The 26,202-nt window shown below is 47.0% G+C and carries 1 protein-coding gene (only partly in view); it reads left to right on the forward strand.

Features of this window, described 5'->3' with window-relative positions; genetic code table 11:
- Window positions 1-26,202, forward strand: the 5' portion of a protein-coding gene (locus AAFF35_RS11495; RefSeq protein WP_342332629.1) for an SDR family NAD(P)-dependent oxidoreductase. Its footprint extends 15,741 nt past the window's final position; 26,202 of the gene's 41,943 nt are visible here — the first part of the coding sequence; its start codon is at window positions 1-3; its stop codon lies off the right edge, out of view.

The raw sequence follows: 26,202 nt of genomic DNA on the forward strand, positions 1-26,202 counted from the left end.
ATGTTTAATTCTCGCAAAAAAAACGAATGGTCGTTCGAAGATTTTCTTCAGAAAACGAACCCAAAAACTGAATGTCCGGATATTTTTATTCACCTCCTCCTGACATTGGGATGGCTGGTGAAAAAGCGGAACGGAAAATACCAATTTACCATCCATACCAATGAGGGCGCAATTCCCTCTGGGGCCAAAGATCTGGTTTTGCCTGATTTTGTAAGCCCTGATGCTGATCCGGCCAGGATTGAATTATTCTTAAAGAGTTTTAATGCACTAAAATCGGGCTGGGATGCGGGAGACCTGCTTTACAGGGTCTTGTTCGAAGGAATTATTTTATTTCCGGTGATGCAACGCATGGCAACCCGGTATACAAGCGCGGCTAATGGTTTTGATCCGGAATGGTTTCATCCGCAATTGCGGGAACCGGTAACAGGGCTGATCCAACAGTTGGGCTGGATCGCTGGAAAGGAACAAAAATGCCTGTTCGGTGAAAATTCGGCAGGCTTTTATCAAAACGATGAACTTCTTCAGATTGACGATCTGATTACAGATTTGTTTAACACAGGGGAACTGAAAGATCAGCCCCGTTACATTGCTGTATGGAATGCTGGAGATGTTGCAGTGCTGCAGCATATTTTTCAACTGGTTCGTGCCAAAACCAAAAGAGGGGCTGAGTTGACGCGTTATCCCTTACAGCTCATCGGAATAAGGGGGAGCCAGGAAGAGCTGGATACAGCTGCACAAACGTTAGCGGATATTCCTCATGTGCTGATCAATTACAATCCGGAGAAAGGTCCGGAAGATTTGTTGCAAATCCTGGAGGAAAAGTCGGTCGATGCATCGGGAATTCTACATATCAGTCTGTCTCAACATCAGGTGCAGCCGGGCCGGGATTTATATACCGGGATCCATCGCGATTTTCCGCGTTATTTCGAACAATGGTTAAAGATCATTGGTCCGCATGGTTTAATCTTGTCGGAGAACCAGCTGACTCAACCGGATGCTGACCGGAAGTTTATACAGGATAAGAATTCAGCGGCATTGGAACTGATGTACGGACTCTCGGGATTTTATCCTCTGGATGCGGCATCGTTTATGTTTAATGCAGCAAAATCTGGGTTGTTTCCGGCTTCAGCACCGGAGCAGCGGGAGAAACATGCATTTGTGAATGAGGTTCGCTCCCTGCATTATAAAATGAAGGATTTTCAGATCCGTCACGCTACCGGAAAGGACATAGCGGTTTTAATGCAGTTGGAAAACGCCTGTTGGGCAAAAAAAATGTGTTTAACCAGAAAGGAGATCCAAAGAAGGTTAACTGTGTTTCCGGAAGGACAGTTTGTGATTGCAGATCAGGAGGGGGTAAAGGGTGTCATCTACTCACAGCGTACTGCAGCTGAGAAGGCATTGCTGGAAACTACTGTTGATCAGGTAGGCGAATTACACGAGGCCAAAGGGAAATTTATGCAGCTGCTCTCCATTAACATATTCCCGAAAGAACAAAGCCGGGCTCTGGGAGATCAGTTGCTGGAGTTTATGCTGCAGCGTGCCACACTGATGACAGACGTAGAAAAGGTCTATGCAATTACAAGAACAAGAGATTTTGTGGGGAATACCACTGAAAGTTATGCGGATTATATCAAGCAAACCGATCAGTTCGGTTATTATACCGATGCTGTGCTGCGTTTTCATCAGGTACATGGTGCAAAAATTATAGCTGTGGTGAAGGGCTATCGTAGTGGAGATACTGAAAATTTAGGGAATGGGATTTTGGTAGAATATGACCTGAAAACCAGAACTCCTTTTAAAGGATCAGCTGGTATTTCAGCTGCTGAGACAGGATGGAACATCAGCTTTGCTGAACTTGCAGATGCCCTCAGCGGTTTTGTTCAAAACTTAATACCAGAGGAGGAACAGATAGATGCAAACCGTCCATTAATGGAAATGGGACTTGATTCCGGTGACCTGATGGGTTTTGGCTTGTTTTTGAAAGATAAATATAGTTTACAGCTGCCGAGCTCTTTCTTTTTTGAGCAAAATACATTAACGCTTGTGCTGGAAAAGGTGGCTGATGAATTAGGCGTTCGTTTAAATGAAGGACCGGGAACCGAAGAACAGTCTTTTTCAAAAGAAACAGAAGTGGAGAATAGGGAAAAAGTGAGGGAACAAGCTGCGCAGGAAACTGAAGATGTTGCTATAGTCGGATTTAGTTTCAGGCTTCCCGGCGCAGATACTGTTGAAGCGCTTTGGGAAATGCTGTCGACAGGATCATCTGCCATTACTAATATGCCGGAGGGTAGGCTGAACTGGCCTGCATGGGTAGATTTAAATGGGACACATAAGGGAATCGATAAAGGCGGTTATCTGAAAAATATCGAAGAATTTGATACTTTATTTTTCAGGATTTCCCCAAAAGAAGCGGAATTGATCGATCCTCAGCAGCGGTTTCTTTTAGAGCTGACCTGGGAGTTGCTGGAAAATGCAGGATATAAAGCGGCGGCATTGAAAGGAAGTAATACGGGGGTGTTCATTGGTGCGAGTGGCAGTGATTATGAATTGCTGCTGCGGGAACAAAATGTTCAAAGCACTTTAACCGGCACGGGGACTTCAACAGCCATGCTGGCAAACAGGTTATCCTATTTTTACGGATTTGAGGGGCCGAGTATGACCATCGATACGGCATGTTCGTCTTCTCTTGTAGCGGTAGATGAGGCCGTTAATTCCATTAAATCAGGTAGATGTGATCAGGCAATAGTAGGCGGGATTCATTTGATTTGTCATCCGTCCCGGAGTTTGTCTTATCACCAGTCAAATATGTTGAGTAAAGATGGCGCTTGTCATACTTTTGATGAGCGAGCTAATGGCTATGTAAGAGCAGAAGGGGCGGTGGTAATGATGTTGAAGCCATTGTCAAAAGCCCTGATTGACGGGGATCATATCGCAGGCCTGATTAAGGGGAGCGCAGTGAATCATGGAGGACAGTCGGGGGGGCTGACTGTTCCGAATCCTGAAAAACAGGCTAAACTTCTTGAAGATGCCTGCAGACGATCCAATCTATCTGCCAGGACGATCAGTTATATTGAAGCTCATGGCACTGGAACGAGTCTGGGTGATCCGATAGAAGTGTCGGGGCTGATTACGGCATTTAATTCGCTGCTTCATAAGGAACCGGGATTCAAATCCGGCCTTAGCAGTCAAATAGTTCCCTGGTGTGGTCTGGGCTCTATAAAAACAAATGTGGGGCATCTGGAAGCAGCAGCTGGAATAGCAGGCATGTTGAAAGTGCTGGTCTCGATGCAGCATTGTCAATTGCCGGCAACTATAAATTTTAAAAACTTAAATCAAAAAATAGAATTAGAAAATACGCCGTTTTATATCCATCATGAACTGCGTTCCTGGGGTGTTGAAGCTGAAAGGCTTCGCGCGGGGATCAGCAGTTTTGGAATTGGTGGTGCCAACGGACATGTCATCCTGGAATCGTTTAGGGAAAAAGAGCGTCCGACAGGTAATATTGAAGGCCCTTTTCTTTTTGTATTGTCGGCAATGGATGCCGGGCGGTTAAATGCTTACGTCGAAAAGATGCTGGGCTACCTAGGAAAAAATCCGGATGTAGATCCGGCCGGCCTTTGTTATACGCTTCTGGAATGCCGGGAAGCGATGAAGGAAAGGATCTGTGTGGTTTTTGAAGAGATTTCCGGGCTTGTTTTTCAACTGAATGAATACCTGAAAGGAAGACCTGCAGCTATTTACAGGGGAACGGTCAGGTTAGATAAAATAAATCATTTTCAGCAGCAGCTGAGCTTTAGCCGGTCTGATCTGGCCGTGTTGTCTAAGAATGGAATTGCAGGATTATGGGTTTCAGGTGTCGCGGTTGATTGGGAGACCCTATATGGAGAACAACGGCCGGTTAAACTCAGTTTACCCAGTTACCCCTTTGCGAGGGAGCGATATTGGATCACTGCAGCCGAACGAACAACAGGCCTGGAAAGGGCAACTGTGGTGAAGGAAGAGAAATTGATGATGTTTAGCCGGAGCTGGGAACCTGCAGTATTAACTGAGGGGGATGAGTTACCTGGAAACACCTTGTTGCTGGCCGATACTGGAGTCAATGAACTGGCATCCGGTTTAGCTGAGCAGATTGGCAATGCTGTGATCTGTGACCTGGCGGAAGGAAAAGTGCTTGCCGAATCCGGGGAAGAGATTTCCGGACTGATCGACCTGGGTGGATGGAGTGCTGCAGGTCCGGTATATGAGGACTGGCTGGCATTGTTGCAGCAGCTGATCGCCGGTCATTCCGGTGGCAGATTAAAACTAATGATCGTTAGTGATGGTTCAGGTGACGGTGTCAACGTTTACGGTGCGGAGCGTTTTGGCTTGTACCGGATGTTGCAGGCAGAGTACCGTCATGTGGAAAGCCTGCATCTGGAAATAGATCCCTCACTGGATGCCGCGGAACGCATCCGCGTCATCGCTGAAGCCTACCGGGCTAAAAGTATACACAGCCGCTTACGTTATCATCAGGGGAACTGGGAGCAACCAGTAGCAGAAGAAATCGCAGTAGAAAAACAGGAAACAGGGGTGCTGTATGGCCCTGTCCTGATTACCGGTGGTATGCGCGGTCTTGGAATGACCTGCGCGCGGCATCTGGTGGAGCACCGGGGGATCAGACAGCTGATCCTGCTGGGACGTGAAGCCATGCCGGAAAGAACACTTTGGGAACAGGAGAAAGCGGCATCTACGGCAACAGGGAAAAAGATCCGGGACATCCTGTATCTGGAAAGTCTTGGGGCATCGCTGATCCTGCTGAATACGCCATTGAGCGATAAAGCAGGATTGTTTTCCGCATTGGAAGAGGTCAGGACAAGCTGGGGGCCTGTAAAAGGGCTGCTGCATTGTGCAGGTTATGCGGATGATGAAAATCCTGCATTTATCAGAAAAGGTATTGCTGCCATCGCGCAGCTTCAGGTACCGAAAACGATTGGATTGCAGCACCTTCATGAGGTGCTGGAGGGTCATGCCCCTGATTTCCGGGTGTTGTTTTCCTCTGTTTCTGCATTTGTGCCGGTGCTTGGTGCCGGTCAGAGTGATTATGCGATGGCGAACAGTTATATGGACAGCTTTGCTGCCTATCAGCGTTTGCAGGGAAAAAATTATACGAGCATCCAATGGGGAAGCTGGAAAGAAAGCGGGATGGGTGAAATCAGCGGAGGGGTATACGGTTCGCTTGGCTTTTTATCGCTGACTGACCAGCAGGGGCTGAAAGTGCTGGATGCAGTACTTAGCGGCGCTGTAAAGGCTCCTGAATTTTTCGCGGGGCTGTGTGATGTAAATAGATTTAATGCCAGGCAGCTGTTCATGGTGCCAGAGAAACACAACATCCAGGTCAGGGAAAGAGAAAATACGGGCGCCTCAGGTCTGGTTCCGCTGACTGTTCTGAGCGAATGGCTGACTGATCAGGTCAGCATAGAATTGAAAATACCGGCTAATAAGCTGGAAGAAGATATAGCTTTTCAGGAATATGGAGTGGATTCGGTGATCCTTGCTCAACTGGTAAAAAGACTGGAACAACAAATCCCGGATGTGAGTATTTCTCCAACGGTGATTCTGGAATATCCAAACATCAGCATGCTGAGTGACTATTTACAGGAACATTATCAGCAGGAATTGTCCTCAGTCTTGCAGGAATATCAGGGCAGTTACCCTGGGATAAATCAGCGTAAAACAACAGGGTTGAACGGGAATTACGAGCATGTTCCCATCGCTGTGATCGGGATGGCTTGTCATTTTCCTGATGCACCGGATCTCGCCGCTTTTTGGGAGAACCTTAAACAGGGGCGGGACAGCATCCGTGAAGTACCTTCAGAAAGGTGGGACACCTCCCGATATTATGCTGCAGGAGGGAAACAACGCGGAAAAAGTGTGAGTAAATGGGGTGGTTTTCTGGAAGATATCACTGGTTTTGATCCTGAGTATTTTGGGATCAGTCCGGATCTGGCAGGTCTGATTGATCCGCTGGAAAGGCAATGGCTTGAAGTAAGTGCAGAGGCAATGGCCGATGCAGGTTACCGCAAGTCCGATATCTGGGGTAAACGTGTGGGCGTTTATGCAGGCAGCCGCTCAGGCAGCTTCCAGGAAAAGATCAGCGAGGTTCACAAAGACATGCTGGCGGGTATCGGACAGAATTTCATTACCGCCCACCTGGCGCATATTTATAACCTTCATGGTCCGAATATGGTGGTGGATACGGCTTGCAGCAGCTCGCTGACCGCTATAGACCTTGCTGTAAAAGCATTGCGTTCAGGTCAGGCTGATTTAGCACTGGCCGGAGGTGTGGACATTCTGCTGGACGAAAAATTATATGTTTTACTGAGCAATGCCGAAGTACTTTCTCCCGATGGGAGAAGTAAAACATTTGATCAGGATGCAAATGGAACAGGATTGGGAGAAGGTTGCGGGGTGTTGATGCTGAGGCGTCTGGATAGTGCCCTTGCAGCCGGAGATAAGATTTACGGCGTAATTGAAGGGACATCGGTAAACAATGATGGAAATACCATGGGGATCACGACGCCCAATCCGGTCGCCCAGCAATCTTTGATTGAAGAGGCGATTAAGGATGCAGGAATAGACGGATCTACCATCAGCTATATAGAAACCCATGGAACAGGTACCCTGATTGGCGATCCGATTGAGTTAAAAGGGATCACCAGGGTGCTGGAGAAATACAGTGCCGGAAAATCGGGGATTTGTGGTGTGGGTAGTGTAAAAAGCAATATCGGACATTTACTGAGTGCTTCGGGAATTGCCGGTGTGATCAAGACCCTGTTGTCGATCAGTGCCGGTCAGATTCCGGCTACACTTCATTGTGAGCGGCCAAACCCACGTTTTGACTTTGGGAAATCAGCGGTGTATCCGGTTCTTCAGTTGCAGGACTGGGTTGGACTGAAGGGGATTCGGCGGGCCGGGGTCAGTGCTTTCGGTCTTGGCGGGAACAATGCCCATGTTTTACTGAGCAATGCAGGAATTCCTGCGTCTAATGCAGTTAAGGCACCTTTTTCAGGATCTGGTATTGTCTATAACCGTAGCCGTTACTGGCCGGAAGAACAACTGTTACAGGAAGAACGGCATCAGTATAAAAGCGCAATTGCAGAGAAACAACCGGTGATGGAGGGAAGAACCACAGCCGGCGATATTGCCTTTGAGCAATACCTGCAGACCAAAACCTTCAGGCAGTTTCAGGAATGGGTTGTTCGTTCGGAATTTCATCATGAGAATTATATTTTACGGGACCATCGGGTACATGAAGTGCGTATTGTGCCTGGGGTAACCTATCTGGATATGCTATTGCGGACGGCAAAAGAGTTGTTCGGGGAAGAGCTGATGTTAAATAAGGTGCTTTTTACCTCACCTCTGACTACCACCGAATCTTTTAACCGCCTGGTCGAAATCCGGTATAAAGTAGGAAAAGATAGCCTCTATGAGGCTGGTATTCATTCCTGCCGGATCAATAAGCAGGGGGATGTTTATGGAGAATGGGAACAGCACATGGAATGCCGTCTGGACGATGCAGCAGGTGTTTTACATCCGGAACTGGATATCGCAGGGTTTATCGCGAACAGTGAGGCTGTATTTGAGATGTCTTCTGTATATGCCCTGGCAAGGACAGTAGAGATCTGGCATGGGAATTTTATGCAAACCAGGGGTAAACTTTACCAACGGGGAGAAGAGGAACTGATGGTATTGCATCTGAGCGAACAGGCCGAACATTACCGGACACAGCTTCTGGCCCCGCCGCCATTTTTAGATGGCGCAACCTTTGCCGGAAGCTCCTATTGCTTATCCGACGGTACGGGCTTACTTTCCGGAAAGGTACCTTATATCCCTTTTTCAATTGATCAGTTTGAATTGCAGCAGGCACTTCCTTCCACACTTTTTGTGTATAGCAGAAAACAGCAGGTCAGTGCTTCGTATCCTCCCGAAGTGATCAAAAACAATATCCTGTTGTACAACGAAGATGGGGTTTATCTTGGCGGTTTTACGAACCTGACGAGCAAACGCATCCGTCATCCGGAACTGATCAGACAACTGATCGTACCCAGGGAAAATGTAATCCCTGCATATCCTCTGACCAGCGACAGCGGGATTCGGGAAAACAGTAGAAAGACTGCGCAGACGATCCGTGTTTATTTAAGAGAATTATTGTCGGCCAGGCTCCATCGTCCGGCTGCAGAAATAGAAGAAGACCGGGGGTTTTATGACCTTGGCCTGGACTCAAAACAAACCATGGAACTGGTTAAAGATCTCGAACATAAATGTGGTCATGATTTTTATCCTTCACTGTTGTTCGAGTATCAGACCATTGCGGAACTGAGTGCTTATTTAGAGCAGAATGATCAGGCGCATTTTATATCCGTTGATCATCCGGATACCTCATCGGCATTGTCAGCGGAGGCAGGCTTTCAGCAAGAGGTAGTACCAAAACATTTAACTGAAGTAATACCTCCGGTTGGATTGGATTCAGGTAATTTACCAGGTGATTTACTGAGCTATAAATCAGTTGCTTTGAATGACTCTTTTAAAGCGATAGATAAAGGGTCGTATGGTGATGATCCGATTGCGGTCATTGGAGTCAGCGGCCGTTATCCGGGGGCAAAAGACCTGGATGAATTCTGGGAAAATCTGAGTCAGGGTAAGAACAGCATTGTCGAAATCCCGGAAGAGCGTTGGGATTCCAGTCTCTATTTTGACCCGGAAAAAGGAAAGGCAGGAACGAGCTATAGCAAATGGGGCGGCTTCATCGCAGATGCAGATAAGTTTGATCCTTTATTTTTCAATATTCCTCCTATAGGAGCCGAAAATATGGATCCCCAGGCCCGTTTGTTCTTACAAGAGAGCTGGAAAACGGTGGAAGATGCGGGTTATACGGCAAAGAAATTATCAGACACGGAAAAAGTGGGCGTTTTTGCAGGTGTTTTCTGGACAGATTACCAGCTATATCGTGCCGGAGGGACTGAAGGGGCCTTTATGCCAAGCAGTTTTGTATCAATGGCTGCCAATACGGTGTCTTATCATTTAGGTTTCCGGGGTCCCAGTATCGGGATCGATACCCAGTGTTCTTCTTCACTGACGGCCATTCATCTGGCTTGTGAGAGTATCCACAGGGGCGAAAGTACGGTGGCACTTGCCGGAGGAGTAAGCCTGAGCTTACATCCAAGCAAATACACCTGGCTGTCCAATTCGATGTTTTTATCCTCCAAGGGTACCTGCGAAAGTTTTGGAGAAGGCGGAGACGGTTATGTACCGGGCGAGGGTGTGGGGGTAGTGCTGTTAAAAAGGCTGAGCAGGGCTAAAGCAGATGGCGACCGGATTTATGGGGTCATCAAAGGCACTGCTGTGAACCATGGAGGCCGGAGCAGCGGATTTACGGTGCCGAACCTTCGTGCACAATCTGCAGTGATCAAAGAAGCCATCTCAAGGGCGGGAATACAAGCCGGCGACATCAGTTATATTGAAGCCCATGGTACGGGGACAAGTCTGGGGGATCCGATCGAAATTGCAGGACTGAGTCAGGTCTTTCCTTCAGAAAAGACCGCATATTGCAGCATCGGTTCTGTGAAATCGAATATCGGGCATGGCGAGTCTGCGGCAGGGATATCCGGGCTGAGCAAAGTGTTATTGCAATTCAGACATCAGCAGCTGGTACCTTCCTTACATTCTTCGGTATTGAATCCGAATATAGATTTTAAAGTCAGTCCGTTCCGGGTACAGCAGGAGCTGGAAGCCTGGTTACCGGAAAATGGCAAGCTCCGCATCGCAGGGATCAGCAGTTTTGGTGCAGGAGGCAGCAATGCACACCTCATTGTGGAAGAATACCTTCCTGAACTGCATCAGGCTTATACCGGTAAAGGACCCGCAGTCATTTTACTATCGGCAAAGAATGGGGCAAGGTTGAAGGATCAGGTGCAAAACCTGTCTGACTACCTGGCATCACATTCCGGTCTGAACTTGTATTCCATTGCCTATACCTTACAAACCGGCAGGGAAGCAATGGAAGAGCGGCTGGCCATGACGGCCATTGACCTGGATGAACTGAAGGCTAAACTGACTGCTTATCTGGAAGGAGCTACCGGCGACTTTTACACGGGTAACATCAAAAAAGACCAGGATGGTTTTGTTCTGGAAGGCGAAGCCATTGAGGCTTATATCCATGCAGCCATAGCTGACAAGGAAGCGGCATCGCTTGGGCAACTTTGGGTAAAAGGAGCTGAGGTAGACTGGTCCTTGTTGTATCAGGGAGCGGACAGGAAGCCGGAAAAGATCGGCTTGCCTACTTACCCTTTCGCAAGAGAACGGTATTGGTTGCCGGATGATTCGGTTTCTTCAGTCAAATCTTCTGGTCATACAGCCGGGAAGTTGCACCCTTTGTTACACCGAAACGAATCAACCCTTACAGCTCAAAAATATGTTAGTGTTTATACTGGTGAAGAACATTTTTTAAAGGACCATAAGGTCGCCGGAGAAAAAATATTGCCTGGGGTTGCTTATCTGGAAATGGCCAGGGAAGCAGGTGCCCGTTCAACGGAACAAAGGATCAGCCGGTTAAAGGATGTATTCTTTCTAAGCCCATTAAAAGTAAATGGTAAATCAGAGACCGTTTATACCGGGGTTTTTCAGGTTGCTGATGAACTCGCCTACGAGGTGTATACAAAAGACAGTTTGGGAACAAATAAAGAAGTTCATAGTCATGGGTACTTTGGGTTAGAGATACCAGAGGAAGCTCAGCGATTGGACCTGCAGTTGATTCAGGACCGGTTAAAAAATAAAAGAACAGGAGAAGCCTGTTACGAATTGTTCCGCGCGACAGGTCTGGATTACGGGGCGGGTTTTCAGGGTTTGAAAATGCTGTATTATAACGATACAGAGGCGCTGGCTATGATCAGTTTACCGAAAAGAAAGGATTATATACTTTCTCCTGCCGTATTTGATTGTGCTTTACAAACCTGCGCAGGTTTAAACCTGGCTAAAGGAGCATTGCAATTGCTCCTTCCTTTTAGTGTGAGGGAGGTCAATATTTATCAAGACCTGCAGTCGGCGATGTGGTGTTATGTGAGGAAAACAGCAGAGGGTAATGAAAATGATCAGGTTAGTAGCTATGATATTGATCTGTTGGATGATAAAGGAGCATTGCTTTTGAATCTAAAGGACTTTGTCGCACTGCCTGCAGCTGGTTTCTCAAAAGAGTCTAATGAGATTGGAGTTGATATAGCAAGCCGTTTGTTCAGTCAGGATTGGGAGGCTGCTCCGTTGGCCAGTAGTACAAAACAGCGGGACCAGAATTATTTGGTCCTATTGGCCGGTGGAACTGCTGATCTGGCCGACAAATTAAAAGAAAGATTGGAAGTTGAAGTACAGGCGATTCCACAGGCCACAGAGGCTGTATACTTTTGTATGGTGATGGAACAGCTGCAACTGCAGCTCCCTGGGAATAGTCCGGTACATGTGATGGTTGTTTGTCAAAATAACGATTACCTGGATTATGGCTTTATATCAGGCCTGTTGAAAACAGCAACGCTTGAAAATCCAAATGTTACGGCTAAAGTTATTGGTGTAGAAAACCTCTCTGTGAGAGATGTAGAAGCGATTTCAGATCTGCTTGAAGCAGAAAAAGAGAGCGGTGAAGCAGAGTTGCGTTATATAGCAGGAGAAAGGCAGGTTAAAGTGTTTCAGTCAATCTCAGCACTTGAAACCACCACAAATACGGTCCACATCAAAGAAGGAGGGGTGTACCTGATTACAGGAGGTGCAGGCGGACTGGGAAGAATTTTCGCTGAGCACCTTAGCAAAACAAAAAATACAAAGCTCATTCTGACTGGAAGAAGCCAGTTAACCGAAAAGGTAAAGGCATCCATTTCGGAAATGGCAAATGTCAGCTATTACAGCTGTGATTCGGGCAATAAGGCCGAAGTCCTGTCTTTAATTACTGTAGTTAAAGAAAAATATGGAAAACTAGACGGGATCATTCACAGTGCGGGTGTAATACGCGACGGTTTAATCGTGAATAAAACTATACCAGAAATTGAAGAAGTTTTCTCTTCTAAAATCGCCGTGGCAAAAAATCTGGATGAAGCTACAAAGGACGAGGCATTGGATTTTATGGTCTTTTTCTCCTCCATCGCAGGGATTGCCGGCAATATTGGTCAGGCAGATTATGCCGCTGCCAATGCTTACCTGGACGAGTTTAGCGGGTTCCGTAATGAGCAGGTTGTAAAAGGAGAGAGAAGGGGTAAAACGATCAGTATCAGCTGGCCGCTATGGCAGGATGGAGGAATGCAGGTGGATAAAGATACGCAGCAGCATCTGGAGCTTCTGTGGGGAATGTTGCCAATGCCTGCTTCAGAAGGCCTCAGGTTATTCGAGGCGGTACTCAATAGCGCCAATAGCAGGGTTATCGTTAGTTATGGAACAGGAGATGGACTTTTTATACAAAAAAGGGCAGGACAGGTACTATCTCAAAATGATCAGTCCTTTGAACTAAATGCCTATGATTTACAAAGAAAGGCAACCGGCAAACTGCTTGAACTGATCTCCGCATTACTGAAGCTGGATATCCGGGAAATCAACAGCACTGAAAAAATCGGGGATTATGGTTTTGATTCTATTTTGCTGACCCGTTTTTCTAATGAGCTGAATGCTTTTTACGGCTTGAAATTATTACCAACTATATTCTACAACTACCCGACTGTAGATGAACTATCTGGTTTTTTAACCAGAGAATTTCCTGAAAATGTCCGGGCTAAACATGAACTGTCAGGAGCTGAAGCTGAACTACCTGTTCCTGCTCATGAAACCATGTCATCTGTTGCAAATCAGCGCATCAACAGGTTTGGAGTTCCACAGCCCTTTATTGCACAGCCAAAGACCGGTAACAAAGGCATTGGCATCAATAAAAATGCGAGGGCGCCAATTGCTGTTGTTGGCATAAGCGGTCGCTTTCCAGGTTCGGAAAATATAGCTGCTTTTTGGGAAAATCTTAAGAATAACAGAGATCTGATCACTGAAATTCCTGCAGACAGGTGGGACTGGAATACCTCCGGAGCCCTCCAGAAGTCGGCCGGCAGGTGGGGTGGTTTTATCACAGATATAGACAAGTTTGATGCGCTGCATTTCAATATTTCGCCCAAAGAAGCAGAACTCATGGACCCTCAGCAAAGAATTGCCCTGGAGGCCGTTTATCATGCGCTTGAAGATGCGGGGATTGCATTCGATGCACTTAAAGGTTCCAATGCAGGTGTATTTATTGGGGTCTCGAGCTCAGATTATGCAACGCTGATACATCAGCAACCTGGTTTAGCCAGTCATGCGCAATCGCCGATAGGCACTGCTTTTTCAGTATTGGTAAACCGGATTTCTTATCTGCTGGATGTACACGGGCCGAGTGAGCCCATAGATACGGCTTGTTCAAGTTCGTTGGTTGCCATCCATAAAGCGGTTGAAAATATCAGAAATGGGCATTGCGATGTGGCAATTGCCGGAGGGGTGAATGCCATGTTATCGCCTGAACTGACCTTATCATTTACGGAGGCAGGGATGTTAAATGAAGTTGGCAGGTGCAAAACTTTTGACCAGACGGCGGCGGGCTATGTAAGGGGGGAAGGAGTAGGGATTCTGATCTTAAAATCTCTGGAGAAAGCAGAGGCTGATGGAGACCGTATTTATGGATTAATCTCTGCAACAGCAGAAAACCATGGAGGAAGGGCAAATTCGCTAACCTCTCCTAACCCTTTGGCGCAAAAAGAACTGTTGTTGAAGGCTTATCGTTCGGCGAGTATAGATCCGCGGGAGCTGAGTTATATAGAAGCACATGGTACCGGGACACCGCTAGGGGATCCGATTGAAACCGAGGGTTTAAAGCTGGCCTTTAAGGAATTATATAAAGACCGGGGACTGGATTCTCCGGTTGTTCCACATTGTAGTATTGGCAGTGTAAAAACAAATATTGGCCATTTGGAAGCCGCTGCGGGAATAGCAGGCATGATTAAAGTTTTGCTCTGTCTTAAACATCAGACCTTAGCAGGTAATCCACAATTGGAAACACCCAATGAATACCTGCGACTGGAAGGAAGTCCGTTTTCTTTGCAAAAAGAAACAAAGGCCTGGACAACTGAAAACAATAAAGCGAGGATCGCAGGCGTCAGCAGTTTTGGACTTGGAGGCGTCAATGCGCATGTGGTGGTTGAAGAATATTTACCCGGAGTACGGGAGGTATACCATAGCCAGCTGCCTGCCATTTTTATCCTCTCGGCAAGAAATGTGGCAAGGTTAAAAGATCGTGTCACAGATTTAATGAGCTTTCTGGAGTCCCATTCAGACGCTGCTTTCTACGATATCGCCTATACTTTACAAACAGGCAGGACTGCTATGGAAGAACGCCTGGCCTTTCTGGCAGAGAATAAAGAAGAACTGATCCTACAGCTGAAAGATTACCTCAAGGGGGAAACAGCCGGATATTTAACCGGAAGCGAAAGGAAAAATGACCTTAGTTTTCTATTGGAGGGTGAAGCCGGTAAAAGCTTTATAGAGACTGCGATTAAAAGCAAATCGTATAAAATACTGGGACAGCTTTGGGTAAAAGGATTTCCTATTGACTGGTCGCTACTCTATGACGGCATAAGGCCGCAAAAGATCAGCCTGCCCACTTATCCCTTTGCACGTGAACGTTATTGGATCCCGGATCAGACGTCGTTACACCATGGGGCTGGTAAATTGCATCCACTGTTACACCGCAACGAATCAAACCTCAGGGAGCAGAAATATGTGAGCACTTATACCGGTGAAGAAAGCTTTTTGAAAGATCATCAGGTTGCAGAAGAAAAAATCTTGCCGGGAGTGGCTTATCTGGAAATGGCGAGAACTGCAGGGGAAAGAAGTCTTGACCAGAAAGTGACCCGCTTAAGGGAGGTCAGCTGGCTGAGTCCCCTGAAAGTAAACGGGAAACCTGAAGAGGTCAGCATAAGGCTGTTCCCATCCGCTGAAGAAGTCGGATTTGAAGTTTACACAATGGGAACAGGGGAGTCCTTGCATAGTCAGGGGATATTGGAAACCGAAGAACTTTTGTCGCCGGAACCTTATGACCTGGCATCGATGATGCTGCGGTTCCATAAGGTGAAGGAAAAGGAAGCGTGTTACCAATATTTTAAAGATAAAGGATTGGGATATGGTCCGGCATTTCAGGGTATTGAAAGATTGTATTATAATGAGGAAGAAGCTTTGTCGAAGATCGTACTTCCACTGGAAAAAGATTATGTGCTTAGTCCGGGGATACTGGACAGCGCATTGCAAACCGTATCAGGTCTGGCTTTTGGGGTAGAAAACACGGCACTTGCCTTGCCATTTTATGTAAAAGCTGTAAACATTTATGCTGAACTGACAGTTGGGATGTGGGCGTATGTAAGAAAAAGCGGAGGTAGCAGACCTAATGGCAAAGCCGTAGCTTATGATATTGACCTGATCAATGACCATGGAGAAGTGGTTATAGAAATGGAAGAGCTGGTGATGGTCGCTGTTCCCGGTGTGGCTGCTGCGGGGATGTTATATAAGCCTTTATGGGAGCGTAAAGCTGTTCCGGAAATAAAGGGGGCAGGATCCGTTGAGCTGTCTTTGGCTGCTAACCGGCATTTGATCATCACTGGTGGTTCGCCGGGTCTGTTTGTTGCAGGTTTAACGGCCTGGCTGGAATCCGGAGGTGCTAAGGTAAAAATATTGACAAGCCTTTCTGATTTGGAAGGTTCGATAAACAGTGGTGATCATCTTTATTTTACTGGCGGACTGGATAGCGAGGTAATCGGATCAGATTCCGGAAAGTCTATATCGGATGCTGGTCAGGAGGCCGAAGCTAATGTAAAATATGGGCAGCATGAACTGGAGATGTTCAACAGCATGAAAACATTGTTAGACCTGGCAGATCCGGAAGCTGAGCTTTATTTGGAACTGTTTACCTGTAATACGCAAAAAGTGGTTTCCGGGGATCAGGTCTCTGTAAGCGGAAGCGGGATTCCAGGATTGCTGGGCTCACTGGCGCGGGAATATGAAAAATGGCAGGTACGGGTAACCGATCTGGAAACCGAAGCCCTGGAACAGGAGGATTTCATGCGCTTGTTCAGTACACCTTACGATGTTCAGGATATACTTCAGGCTTACCGTGCTGGTCATTTGTACCGTCGGGTATTGTTGCCTTTACAGCTGGATCCGGATAAGGAAAGCAGGTTCCGGAAAGGTGGAACCTATGTCATTCTTGGCGGCGCTGGAGGAATCGGAAAAGTAACTACAGCTTATCTGGCTGAAAAATATGGCGCCACAGTCATCTGGCTAGGCAGAAGCGTAGCCGACGACAAGATCTTTGCTTCACAGGAAGAAATTTCCAAAACAGGTCCGCGTCCGGTATATATCCAGTGTGATGCGACTAAAAAGGAAAGTGTGGCCGCTGCATTCCGGGAGATTAAAGAAAATCATGAAGTAATTCATGGCCTGTTCCATTCGGCATTGGTACTGAATGATAAACTCATTGCAAACATGACCGAAGCAGATTACCGCAGTTCTTTTGATCCTAAAGCTATTGCCAGTCATCACCTTGTCAATGCTTTTAAAGGAGAAAACCTGGACTTTATCTGTTTTTATTCTTCTGCGCAATCGCAATGGAATGCGCCCGGACAGGGTAATTATTCATCCGGTTGTATGTACAAAGACAGTTATGCGCAGGAGGTTTCCCAACGTCTGGGCATCCGGACACATGTGATCAACTGGGGGTATTGGGGCGAAGTTGGAGTAGTCAGCTCAGCAGAATACCGGCAGCGGATGCTGATACTAGGCATAGAGAGTATTTCTATCACTGAAGGGATGCAGGTACTGGAAACCGTGATCGCTAATGGACAGGAACAGGCAGTAGTCTTGAAACTGTCCGCAGAAACGGTGTCAAAGACCAATAGTTTACTGAACGATAAGGAAGTTCTAAAAGCAGCAGCACATACAAATCTTCAGGTACAGGAGATTTTAATTCCATCATATGTGCATGAAGGAGCCTATGAATCACAAATGTTTCAGATTTGTATTAAAAGCCTGCTTCAAACGCTGCAGGAAATGGGACTTGAAAAAGCCGGTCTTAAGACTGAGGATTGGAAAGAGATCAAGGGATCTGGCAGGACCGCTGAAGCAAGTTATGATGACTGGGCTGGTACCAGGTGGATTGACGACCACAGTCTGCTGATCACAGAGCTGAGTACAGCATTGGGTATCAGTGATAAATACGAGCGGTTATTACACTCAATGTTAAATGCATTGGGAACATTGGGGCATATAGAAATAGAAAAAAACAGGATTGTGATATCGACAGGAATAAAAGAAGCCTTGCCTGGTTTCAATATGACCGGGGCGATTGAACAGCTTAGTGCAGCGCATACCGGTCATCGGGTTCATCTGGAGCTATTGTCCCGTTGTTTATCCTCCCTTAAAAAAATACTTACGGGAGAATTGCGGGCTACAGATGTGATTTTTCCGGAGGGAAGCCTGGCTTATGTGGAAGGCATATACAAAGGCAATTACAGAGCGGATTACTTTAATGAATTACTGACTGCACAGGTGGCAGCAAGCATCATCAGCGCTATCGGAGAGAAAAAAGACGGGGATAAGTTCCGGATCATGGAAATCGGTGCCGGAACCGGAGGGACCAGTGAAATGTTGTTCAGGAAATTAGCTGGATATGAAGCTTCGATTGTTTATGTCTATACGGATATTTCCAGGAGTTTCCTGTTACATGCTGAACGGAATTACAAAACTCAGGCACCCTATCTTCAAACGGCTTTATTTAATATTGAGGACTCTCCTGAGCTTCAGGGAATCGAAATAGGTTCATTTGATCTTGTTTTGGGAACCAATGTGGTGCACGCCACCAAAAATATTGGCAAAACCCTGAATAATATCAAAGCGGTATTGAAAGAGGGAGGTTTGCTGATGCTGAACGAAATTGCCCGTACAGATCTTTATACGACCCTTACTTTTGGATTGTTGGATGGATGGTGGTTATCCGAAGATCGGGAGCTCCGTCTGGAAGGTAGTCCGGGGTTGTCAGGAGCAGGCTGGACCGCAGTTCTGGCGGAACAGGGTTTTGAACATACGAAAATATACCCTGAGGGAGCAGTATTGCCTCAACAGGTCATCATTGCGGAGAGCGATGGGTGGATTAGACTGTCTGCTGCTGTTGTAAAGGAGAGGAAACCAGCTGTCCAATCGCAGGCAGAACAGCCAATAAGAGGGCTACAACAGATAGAACAGTCTCTGGCAGCGCCAGATTCGTTAAATCCAGGCAAGTCGCTCAGGGATCGATTGGAGCTAAAAGTGACCAGTATTGCTTCAGAAACGATTAAGTTACCTGAAGCGGATTTCGAAGCAGATGTCCCGTTTACAGAATATGGGTTTGATTCCATATTGGGAACGACGTTGATGAAGAACATCAATGAAGCCCTGAACATCACGTTAAAGTCCACAGATATTTTTAATTATCCCAACATAAAGGAGCTAAGCCAATACATACACGAGAGGTACGGAAAAGAAATAAAGCTGCCTGTTAGTACCGTTCCTTCAGATGAGTTCAAGCCTGTAACGGCTTCGGTTAAGGCGGTGATCCCGGATGCAGTACCACGCCCCAGGTTTGTATCTGAAATTAAAGATAAACCAGTTGTTCAGGAGCCTGCAAAGACAGGTGACATTGCCATTGTTGGCCTGAGCGGACAATTTGGTGCTGCTGGTAACACGGAAGAATTTTGGGATGCTTTGGTAAAAGGGAGGAGTCTGATTGAAGACGTTCCGGATTCCAGGTGGGATACAGCGCGTTATGAAGGGGGAAGGGAAAAGGAGGAAATGAGCAAACTGTCCTGTAAAAAAGGAAGCTTTTTAAGAGATATAGATAAGTTTGATCCTATGTTTTTTAGAATTTCCGGAGCAGAGGCAGAGGTCATGGATCCTCAGCAACGTCTGTTTCTGGAGCATTGCTGGAAGGCGATAGAAGATGCAGCGATCCGACCTGAGCTATTGGCTGCGAGCAGGTGTGGTGTTTATGTTGGCGCTGGTGCAAGCGATTATTTAAACATTCTGGATACGAAAGCTGCATCTGCATTCTGGAGCAATTCGAGTTCAGTTCTGGCCTCCCGGATATCTTATTTTTTGAACCTGAAAGGTCCTGCAATAGCGATAGATACGGCATGTTCAAGTTCTTTGGTAGCGATTGATATGGGATGTAAGAGCCTGCAAAAAGGGGATACTGACCTGATCATCACCGGAGGGATTACGATCATGAATACTCCTGAATTCTACCTGCTTGCGAACAGAGCCGGTATGTTATCTGCAGATGGGGAATGTTTTACTTTCGATAACCGCGCAAACGGATTTGTTCCCGGAGAAGGGGTTGGAGTGCTGATTTTGAAACGACTGGAAGATGCGGAGCGGGATAATGACCAGATCTATGGTCTGATCAAAGGTAGTCTGATCAATCAGGACGGGGCAACGAATGGGATTACAGCACCGAGCGAATTGTCGCAGCGGGAATTGGAAAAAGAAGTTTACCGTCAGTTTAACATTCATCCTGAAACCATCAGTTATGTAGAAGCTCATGGTACGGGCACGAGTCTGGGAGATCCGATCGAGTTTGACGCACTGACCGCGTCATTCCGCGCATTTACTGCTAAAAAGCAATATTGTGGACTTGGAAGTGTAAAAACAAATATCGGTCATACGTTAATGGCCGCCGGATCTGCCGGAGTCATCAAGATTTTACTTTCCCTGAAAAATCAAATGATACCGCCCACAATTAATTATGAAAATACCAACCCATTAATAGATTTATCAGACAGTCCATTTAAAATTCAGGACAAGCTTGAAGTCTGGGCGTCTGATGCTGAGCATCCAAGACGTGCTGCGGTAAGTAGTTTTGGTTTTAGTGGAACCAATGCGCATCTGGTTATAGAAGAATATTTACCTAAAAATAAGCCATCATATACTTCGGATAGAGGAGCGACTATCGTGCTTTCTGCAAGGAACCGGGAAAGGCTTTATCAGTATGCAGGCGATTTAAAAAAACACCTGCTTTCAAGTCCGGAGGTTAGTTTATATGATGTTGCTTATACTTTGCAGATTGGCAGGGAAGCAATGGAAGAGCGATTTGCCGTAACCGTAGACAAGATTACGGATCTGATTACTGAGTTGACAAACTTTTTGACGGGTAACACAGGGATGTTTTTTATAGGAAGTGTCAAAAAAAATCAGACTGATCAGTCTGATCTCATCGGGCAGTCTGAGACTGAGATAGCGCAGCTATGGGTTTCAGGTGTAACGGTTGATTGGGAGACCCTATATGGAGAACAACGGCCGGTTAAACTCAGTTTACCCGGTTATCCCTTTGCGAGGGAGCGATATTGGATCACTGCAGCCGAACGAACAACAGGCCTGGAAAGGGCAACTGTGGTGAAGGAAGAGAAATTGATGATGTTTAGCCGGAGCTGGGAACCTGCAGTATTAACTGAGGGGGATGAGTTACCTGGAAACACCTTGTTGCTGGCCGATACTGGAGTCAATGAACTGGCATCCGGTTTAGCTGAGCAGATTGGCAATGCTGTGATCTGTGACCTGGCGGAAGGAAAAGTGCTTGCCGGATGCGGGAAAGAGATTTCCGGACTGATCGACCTGGGTGGATGGAGTGCTGCAGGTCCGGTATATGAGGACTGGCTGGCATTGTTGCAGCAGCTGATCGCCGGTCATTCCGGTGGCAGATTAAAACTAATGATCGTTAGTGATGGTTCAGGTGACGGTGTCAATGTTTATGGTGCGGAGCGTTTTGGCTTGTACCGGATGTTGCAGGCAGAATACCGTCATTTGGAAAGCCTGCATCTGGAAATAGATCGCTCACTGGATGCCACGGAACGCATCCGCGTCATCGCTGAAGCCTACCGGGCTAAAAGTATACACAGCCGCTTACGTTATCATCAGGGGAACTGGGAGCAACCAGTAGCAAAAGAAATCGCAGTAGAAAAACGGGAAACAGGCGTGCTGTATGGCCCTGTCCTGATTACTGGTGGCATGCGTGGTCTTGGAATGACCTGTGCGCGGCATCTGGTGGAGCACCGGGGGATCAGACAGCTGATCCTGCTGGGACGTGAAGCCCTGCCGGAAAGAACACTTTGGGAACAGGAGAAGACGGCATCCACGGCAACAGGGAAAAAGATCCGGGACATCCTGTATCTGGAAAGTCTTGGGGCATCGCTGATCCTGCTGAATACGCCATTAAGCGATAAAGCAGGATTGTTTTCCGCATTGGAAGAGGTCAGGACAAGCTGGGGGCCTGTAAAAGGGCTGCTGCATTGTGCAGGTTATGCGGATGATGAAAACCCTGCATTTATCAGAAAAGATATTGCTGCCATCGCGCAGCTTCAGGTGCCGAAAACGATTGGATTGCAGCACCTTCATGAGGTGCTGGAAGGTCATGCCCCTGATTTCCGGGTGTTGTTTTCCTCTGTTTCTGCATTTGTGCCGGTACTTGGTGCCGGTCAGAGTGATTATGCGATGGCGAACAGTTATATGGACAGCTTTGCTGCCTATCAGCGTTTGCAGGGGAAAAATTATACGAGCATCCAATGGGGAAGCTGGAAAGAAAGCGGGATGGGTGAAATCAGCGGAGGGGTATACGGTTCGCTTGGCTTTTTATCGCTGACTGACCAGCAGGGGCTGAAAGTGCTGGATGCAGTACTTAGCGGCGCTGTAAAGGCTCCTGAATTTTTCGCGGGGCTGTGTGATGTAAAGAGATTTAATGCCAGGCAGCTGTTCATGGTACCGGAGAAACACGACATCCAGGTAAGGGAAAGAGAAAATACGGACGTTAAAGAAAGTGGAACCGATAAAAAAGGCAAAATAGGGTTGGAGGATTCAGGTCTGGTTCCGCTGGCTGTTCTTATAGAATGGCTGACTGATCAGGTCAGCATAGAATTGAAAATACCGGCTAATAAGCTGGAAGAAGATATAGTTTTTCAGGAATATGGAGTGGATTCGGTCATCCTTGCTCAACTGGTGAAAAGACTGGAACAACAAATGCCGGGGGTGAGTATTTCTCCAACGGTGATTCTGGAATATCCGAGTATAGGCATGCTGAGTGAATATTTGCAGGAACATTATTCTGTTGTATTGTCATCTGTTTTATCCACGCACAAGACCGCGCATAACCGTGCAAATCCCACCGGGGCATCAAAGAATGAGGTAAGATTGCTGAATGATTCGGGGTCGATAAATCAGTTTGTTTTAGAAAAACAGGTGATATCGAAGGATCAGGTTGCGGGATTGAATGGAAATCATATTCCTATCGCCGTAATCGGGATGGCTTGTCATTTTCCTGATGCACCGGACCTCGCCGCTTTCTGGGAGAACCTTAAACAGGGGCGGGATAGCATCCGTGAAGTACCTTCAGAAAGGTGGGACACCTCCCTATATTATGCTGCAGGAGGGAAACAACGCGGAAAAAGTGTAAGTAAATGGGGTGGTTTTCTGGAAGATATCACTGGTTTTGATCCTGGATATTTTGGGATCAGTCCGGATCTGGCAGCTATGATCGATCCGCTGGAAAGGCAATGGCTTGAAGTAAGTGCAGAGGCAATGGCTGATGCAGGTTACCGCAAGTCCGATATCTGGGGTAAACGTGTGGGCGTTTATGCAGGCAGCCGCTCAGGCAGCTTCCAGGAAAAGATCAGTGAGGTTCACAAAGACATGCTGGCGGGTATCGGACAGAATTTCATTACCGCCCATTTGGCGCATATTTATAACCTTCATGGTCCGAATATGGTGGTGGATACGGCCTGCAGCAGCTCGCTGACCGCTATAGACCTTGCTGTAAAAGCATTGCGTTCAGGTCAGGCTGATTTTGCGCTGGCCGGAGGTGTGGACATCCTGCTGGACGAAAGGCCCTTTATTTTGATGAGCAATGCCGAAGTACTTTCTCCTGATGGGAAAAGTAAAACATTTGATCAGGATGCAAACGGAACAGGCATAGGGGAAGGTTGCGGGGTGTTGATGCTGAGGCGTCTGGATAGTGCCCTTGCAGCCGGAGATAAGATTTACGGCGTAATTGAAGGGACATCGGTAAACAATGATGGAAATACCATGGGGATCACGACGCCCAATCCGGTCGCCCAGCAATCTTTGATTGAAGAGGCGATTAAGGATGCAGGAATAGACGGATCTACCATCAGCTATATAGAAACCCATGGAACGGGCACCCTGATTGGCGATCCGATTGAATTAAAAGGGATCACCAGGGTGCTGGAGAAATACAGTGCCGGAAAAGCGGGGATTTGTGGTGTGGGCAGTGTAAAAAGCAATATCGGACATTTACTGAGTGCTTCGGGAATTGCCGGTGTGATCAAGACTTTGCTGTCGATCAGTGCCGGTCAGATTCCGGCTACACTTCATTGTGAGCGGCCAAACCCACGTTTTGACTTTGGGAAATCAGCGGTGTATCCGGTTCTTCAGTTGCAGGACTGGGTTGGACTGAAGGGGATTCGGCGGGCCGGGGTCAGTGCTTTCGGTCTTGGCGGGAACAATGCCCATGTTTTGCTGAGCAATGCAGGAATTCCTGCGTATAATGCAGTTAAGACACCTTTTTCAGGATCTGGGATTGTCTATAACCGGAGCCGCTATTGGCCGGAAGAACGGCTGTCACAGGAAGAACGGCATCAGTATAAAAGCGCAGTTACAGAGAAACAACCGATGATGGAGGGAAGAACCACACAGAGCGATACGGCCTTCGGCGAGATGGTCTTTGAGCAATACCTGCAGTCTAAAACCTTCGGGAATGCTCCAGAATGGATTGTTCGGTTGACCTTTGATCATGAAAATTATATCCTTCGGGACCATCGGGTACATGAAGTACGCATTGTACCTGGGGTAACCTATCTGGATATGCTGTTGCGGACGGCAAAAGAGCTGTTCGGGGAAGAGCTGATGTTAAAGAAGGTACTTTTCACCTCACCTCTGGCTACAACAGAATCTTTTAACCGCCTGGTGGAAATTCGCTACAGGGTAGGAAAAGAGAGTCTTTATGAGGCTGGTATCTATTCCTGCCGGATCAATAAGCAGGGGGATGTTTACGGAGAATGGGAGCAGCACATGGCATGTCTTCTGGAGCACTTGCAGAAAACAACTTTTGAAAGGTTCGATATTGCAGGGTTTATAGCAAACAGCGATAGCGTATTTGAAATGTCTTCTGTTTATGCCATGGCAAGGACAATGAACATCTGGCATGGGGATTTTATGCAAACCAGGGGTAAGCTTTATCAACGGGGAGAAGAGGAACTGATGGTATTGCATCTGAGCGAGCAGGCAGAACATTATCGCACACAATTTCTGGCGCCGCCGCCGTTTTTGGATGGTGCAACTTTTGCCGGAAGTTCCTTTGGTCTTTCTGAAGGTACAGGTGTATTTTCCGGAAAGGTGCCTTATATCCCTTTTTCAATTGATCAGTTTGAATTGCAGCAGGCACTTCCTTCCAGACTTTTTGTATACAGCAGGAAACAGGTTGCTGATACCGCAACCTTACCGGAAGTAGTTAAAAATGATATTTTGTTATATAACGAAGAGGGGGTTTACCTTGGCGGTTTTAGGAACCTGACCAGTAAACGTATCCGTCACCCGGAGCTGATCAGACAGTTGATTACACCTTTGGAGGATGGCGTTCAAGAAGAACTGCAGGGGCCGGCAATAGCGGCTGCTTCGTCTTTGGTTTCTGCAGGAACAACGACCACAGCAGTTAACCATGATTTTCCTGAGCATGGAGATCAGGCCGGGCAGGCGATCCGTGTTTATTTAAGAGAATTACTGTCGGCCAGGCTCCATCGTCCGGCTGCAGAAATAGAAGAAGACCGGGGCTTTTATGACCTTGGCCTGGACTCAAAACAAACCATGGAACTGGTTAGGGATCTGGAACAGAAATGTGGCCATGATTTTTATCCTTCTCTGTTGTTCGAATATCAGACCATTGCTGAACTGAGTGATTATTTGCAGGAGAATGACGAGGTACATTTTATATCGGTTGATCTACCGGCTGATCGTCAGGCTACATTATTGGCATCGTCAGGAGTTTCTGGTTCTCAGCAAAAGGCTGCAGCACAGCATTTATCTGAAATAGTACCTCCTGTTGGATTGGGTTCAGGTAATTTATTGAATTGTAAATCAGCCGCTTTGAGTGATCCGATTGCGATCATTGGGGTTAGCGGCCGTTATCCGGGGGCAAAAGACCTGGATGAATTCTGGAAAAACCTGAGTCAGGGTAAGAACAGCATTGTTGAAATTCCGAAAGAGCGTTGGGACTCCAGTCTCTATTTTGACCCGGAAAAAGGAAAGACAGGAACGAGCTATAGCAAATGGGGCGGCTTCATCGCAGATGCAGATAAGTTTGATCCTTTGTTTTTCAATATTCCTCCTGCAGGAGCAGAAAATATGGATCCCCAGGCCCGTTTATTCCTGGAAGAGAGCTGGAAAACAGTGGAAGATGCCGGTTATACGGCGAAGAAATTATCAGACACGGAAAAAGTAGGTGTTTTTGCAGGTGTTTTCTGGACAGATTACCAGCTATATCGTGTCGGAGGGACTGAAGGAGGCTTTATGCCAAGCAGTTTTGTATCAATGGCTGCCAATACGGTGTCTTATCATTTAGGTTTCCGGGGTCCCAGTATCGGGATCGATACCCAATGTTCTTCTTCACTGACGGCCATTCATCTGGCTTGTGAGAGTATCCATAGGGGCGAAAGTACGATGGCACTTGCCGGAGGAGTAAACCTGAGCTTACATCCAAGCAAATACACCTGGCTGTCCAATTCGATGTTTTTATCTTCGAAGGGGACATGTGGGAGTTTTGGAGAAGGCGGGGACGGTTATGTGCCTGGTGAAGGTGTGGGTGTGGTACTGTTAAAAAAACTGAGCAAGGCTAAAGCAGATGGCGACCGGATTTATGGGGTCATCAAAGGCACTGCCCTGAACCATGGAGGCCGAAGCAGCGGATTTACAGTGCCGAACCTTCGCGCGCAGTCTGCAGTGATCAAAGAAGCCATCTCAAGGGCGGGAATACAAGCCAGCGATATCAGTTATATTGAAGCCCATGGCACGGGTACAAGTCTGGGGGATCCGATCGAA

The organism is Pedobacter sp. FW305-3-2-15-E-R2A2, assembly GCF_038446955.1.
Taxonomy (GTDB): domain Bacteria; phylum Bacteroidota; class Bacteroidia; order Sphingobacteriales; family Sphingobacteriaceae; genus Pedobacter.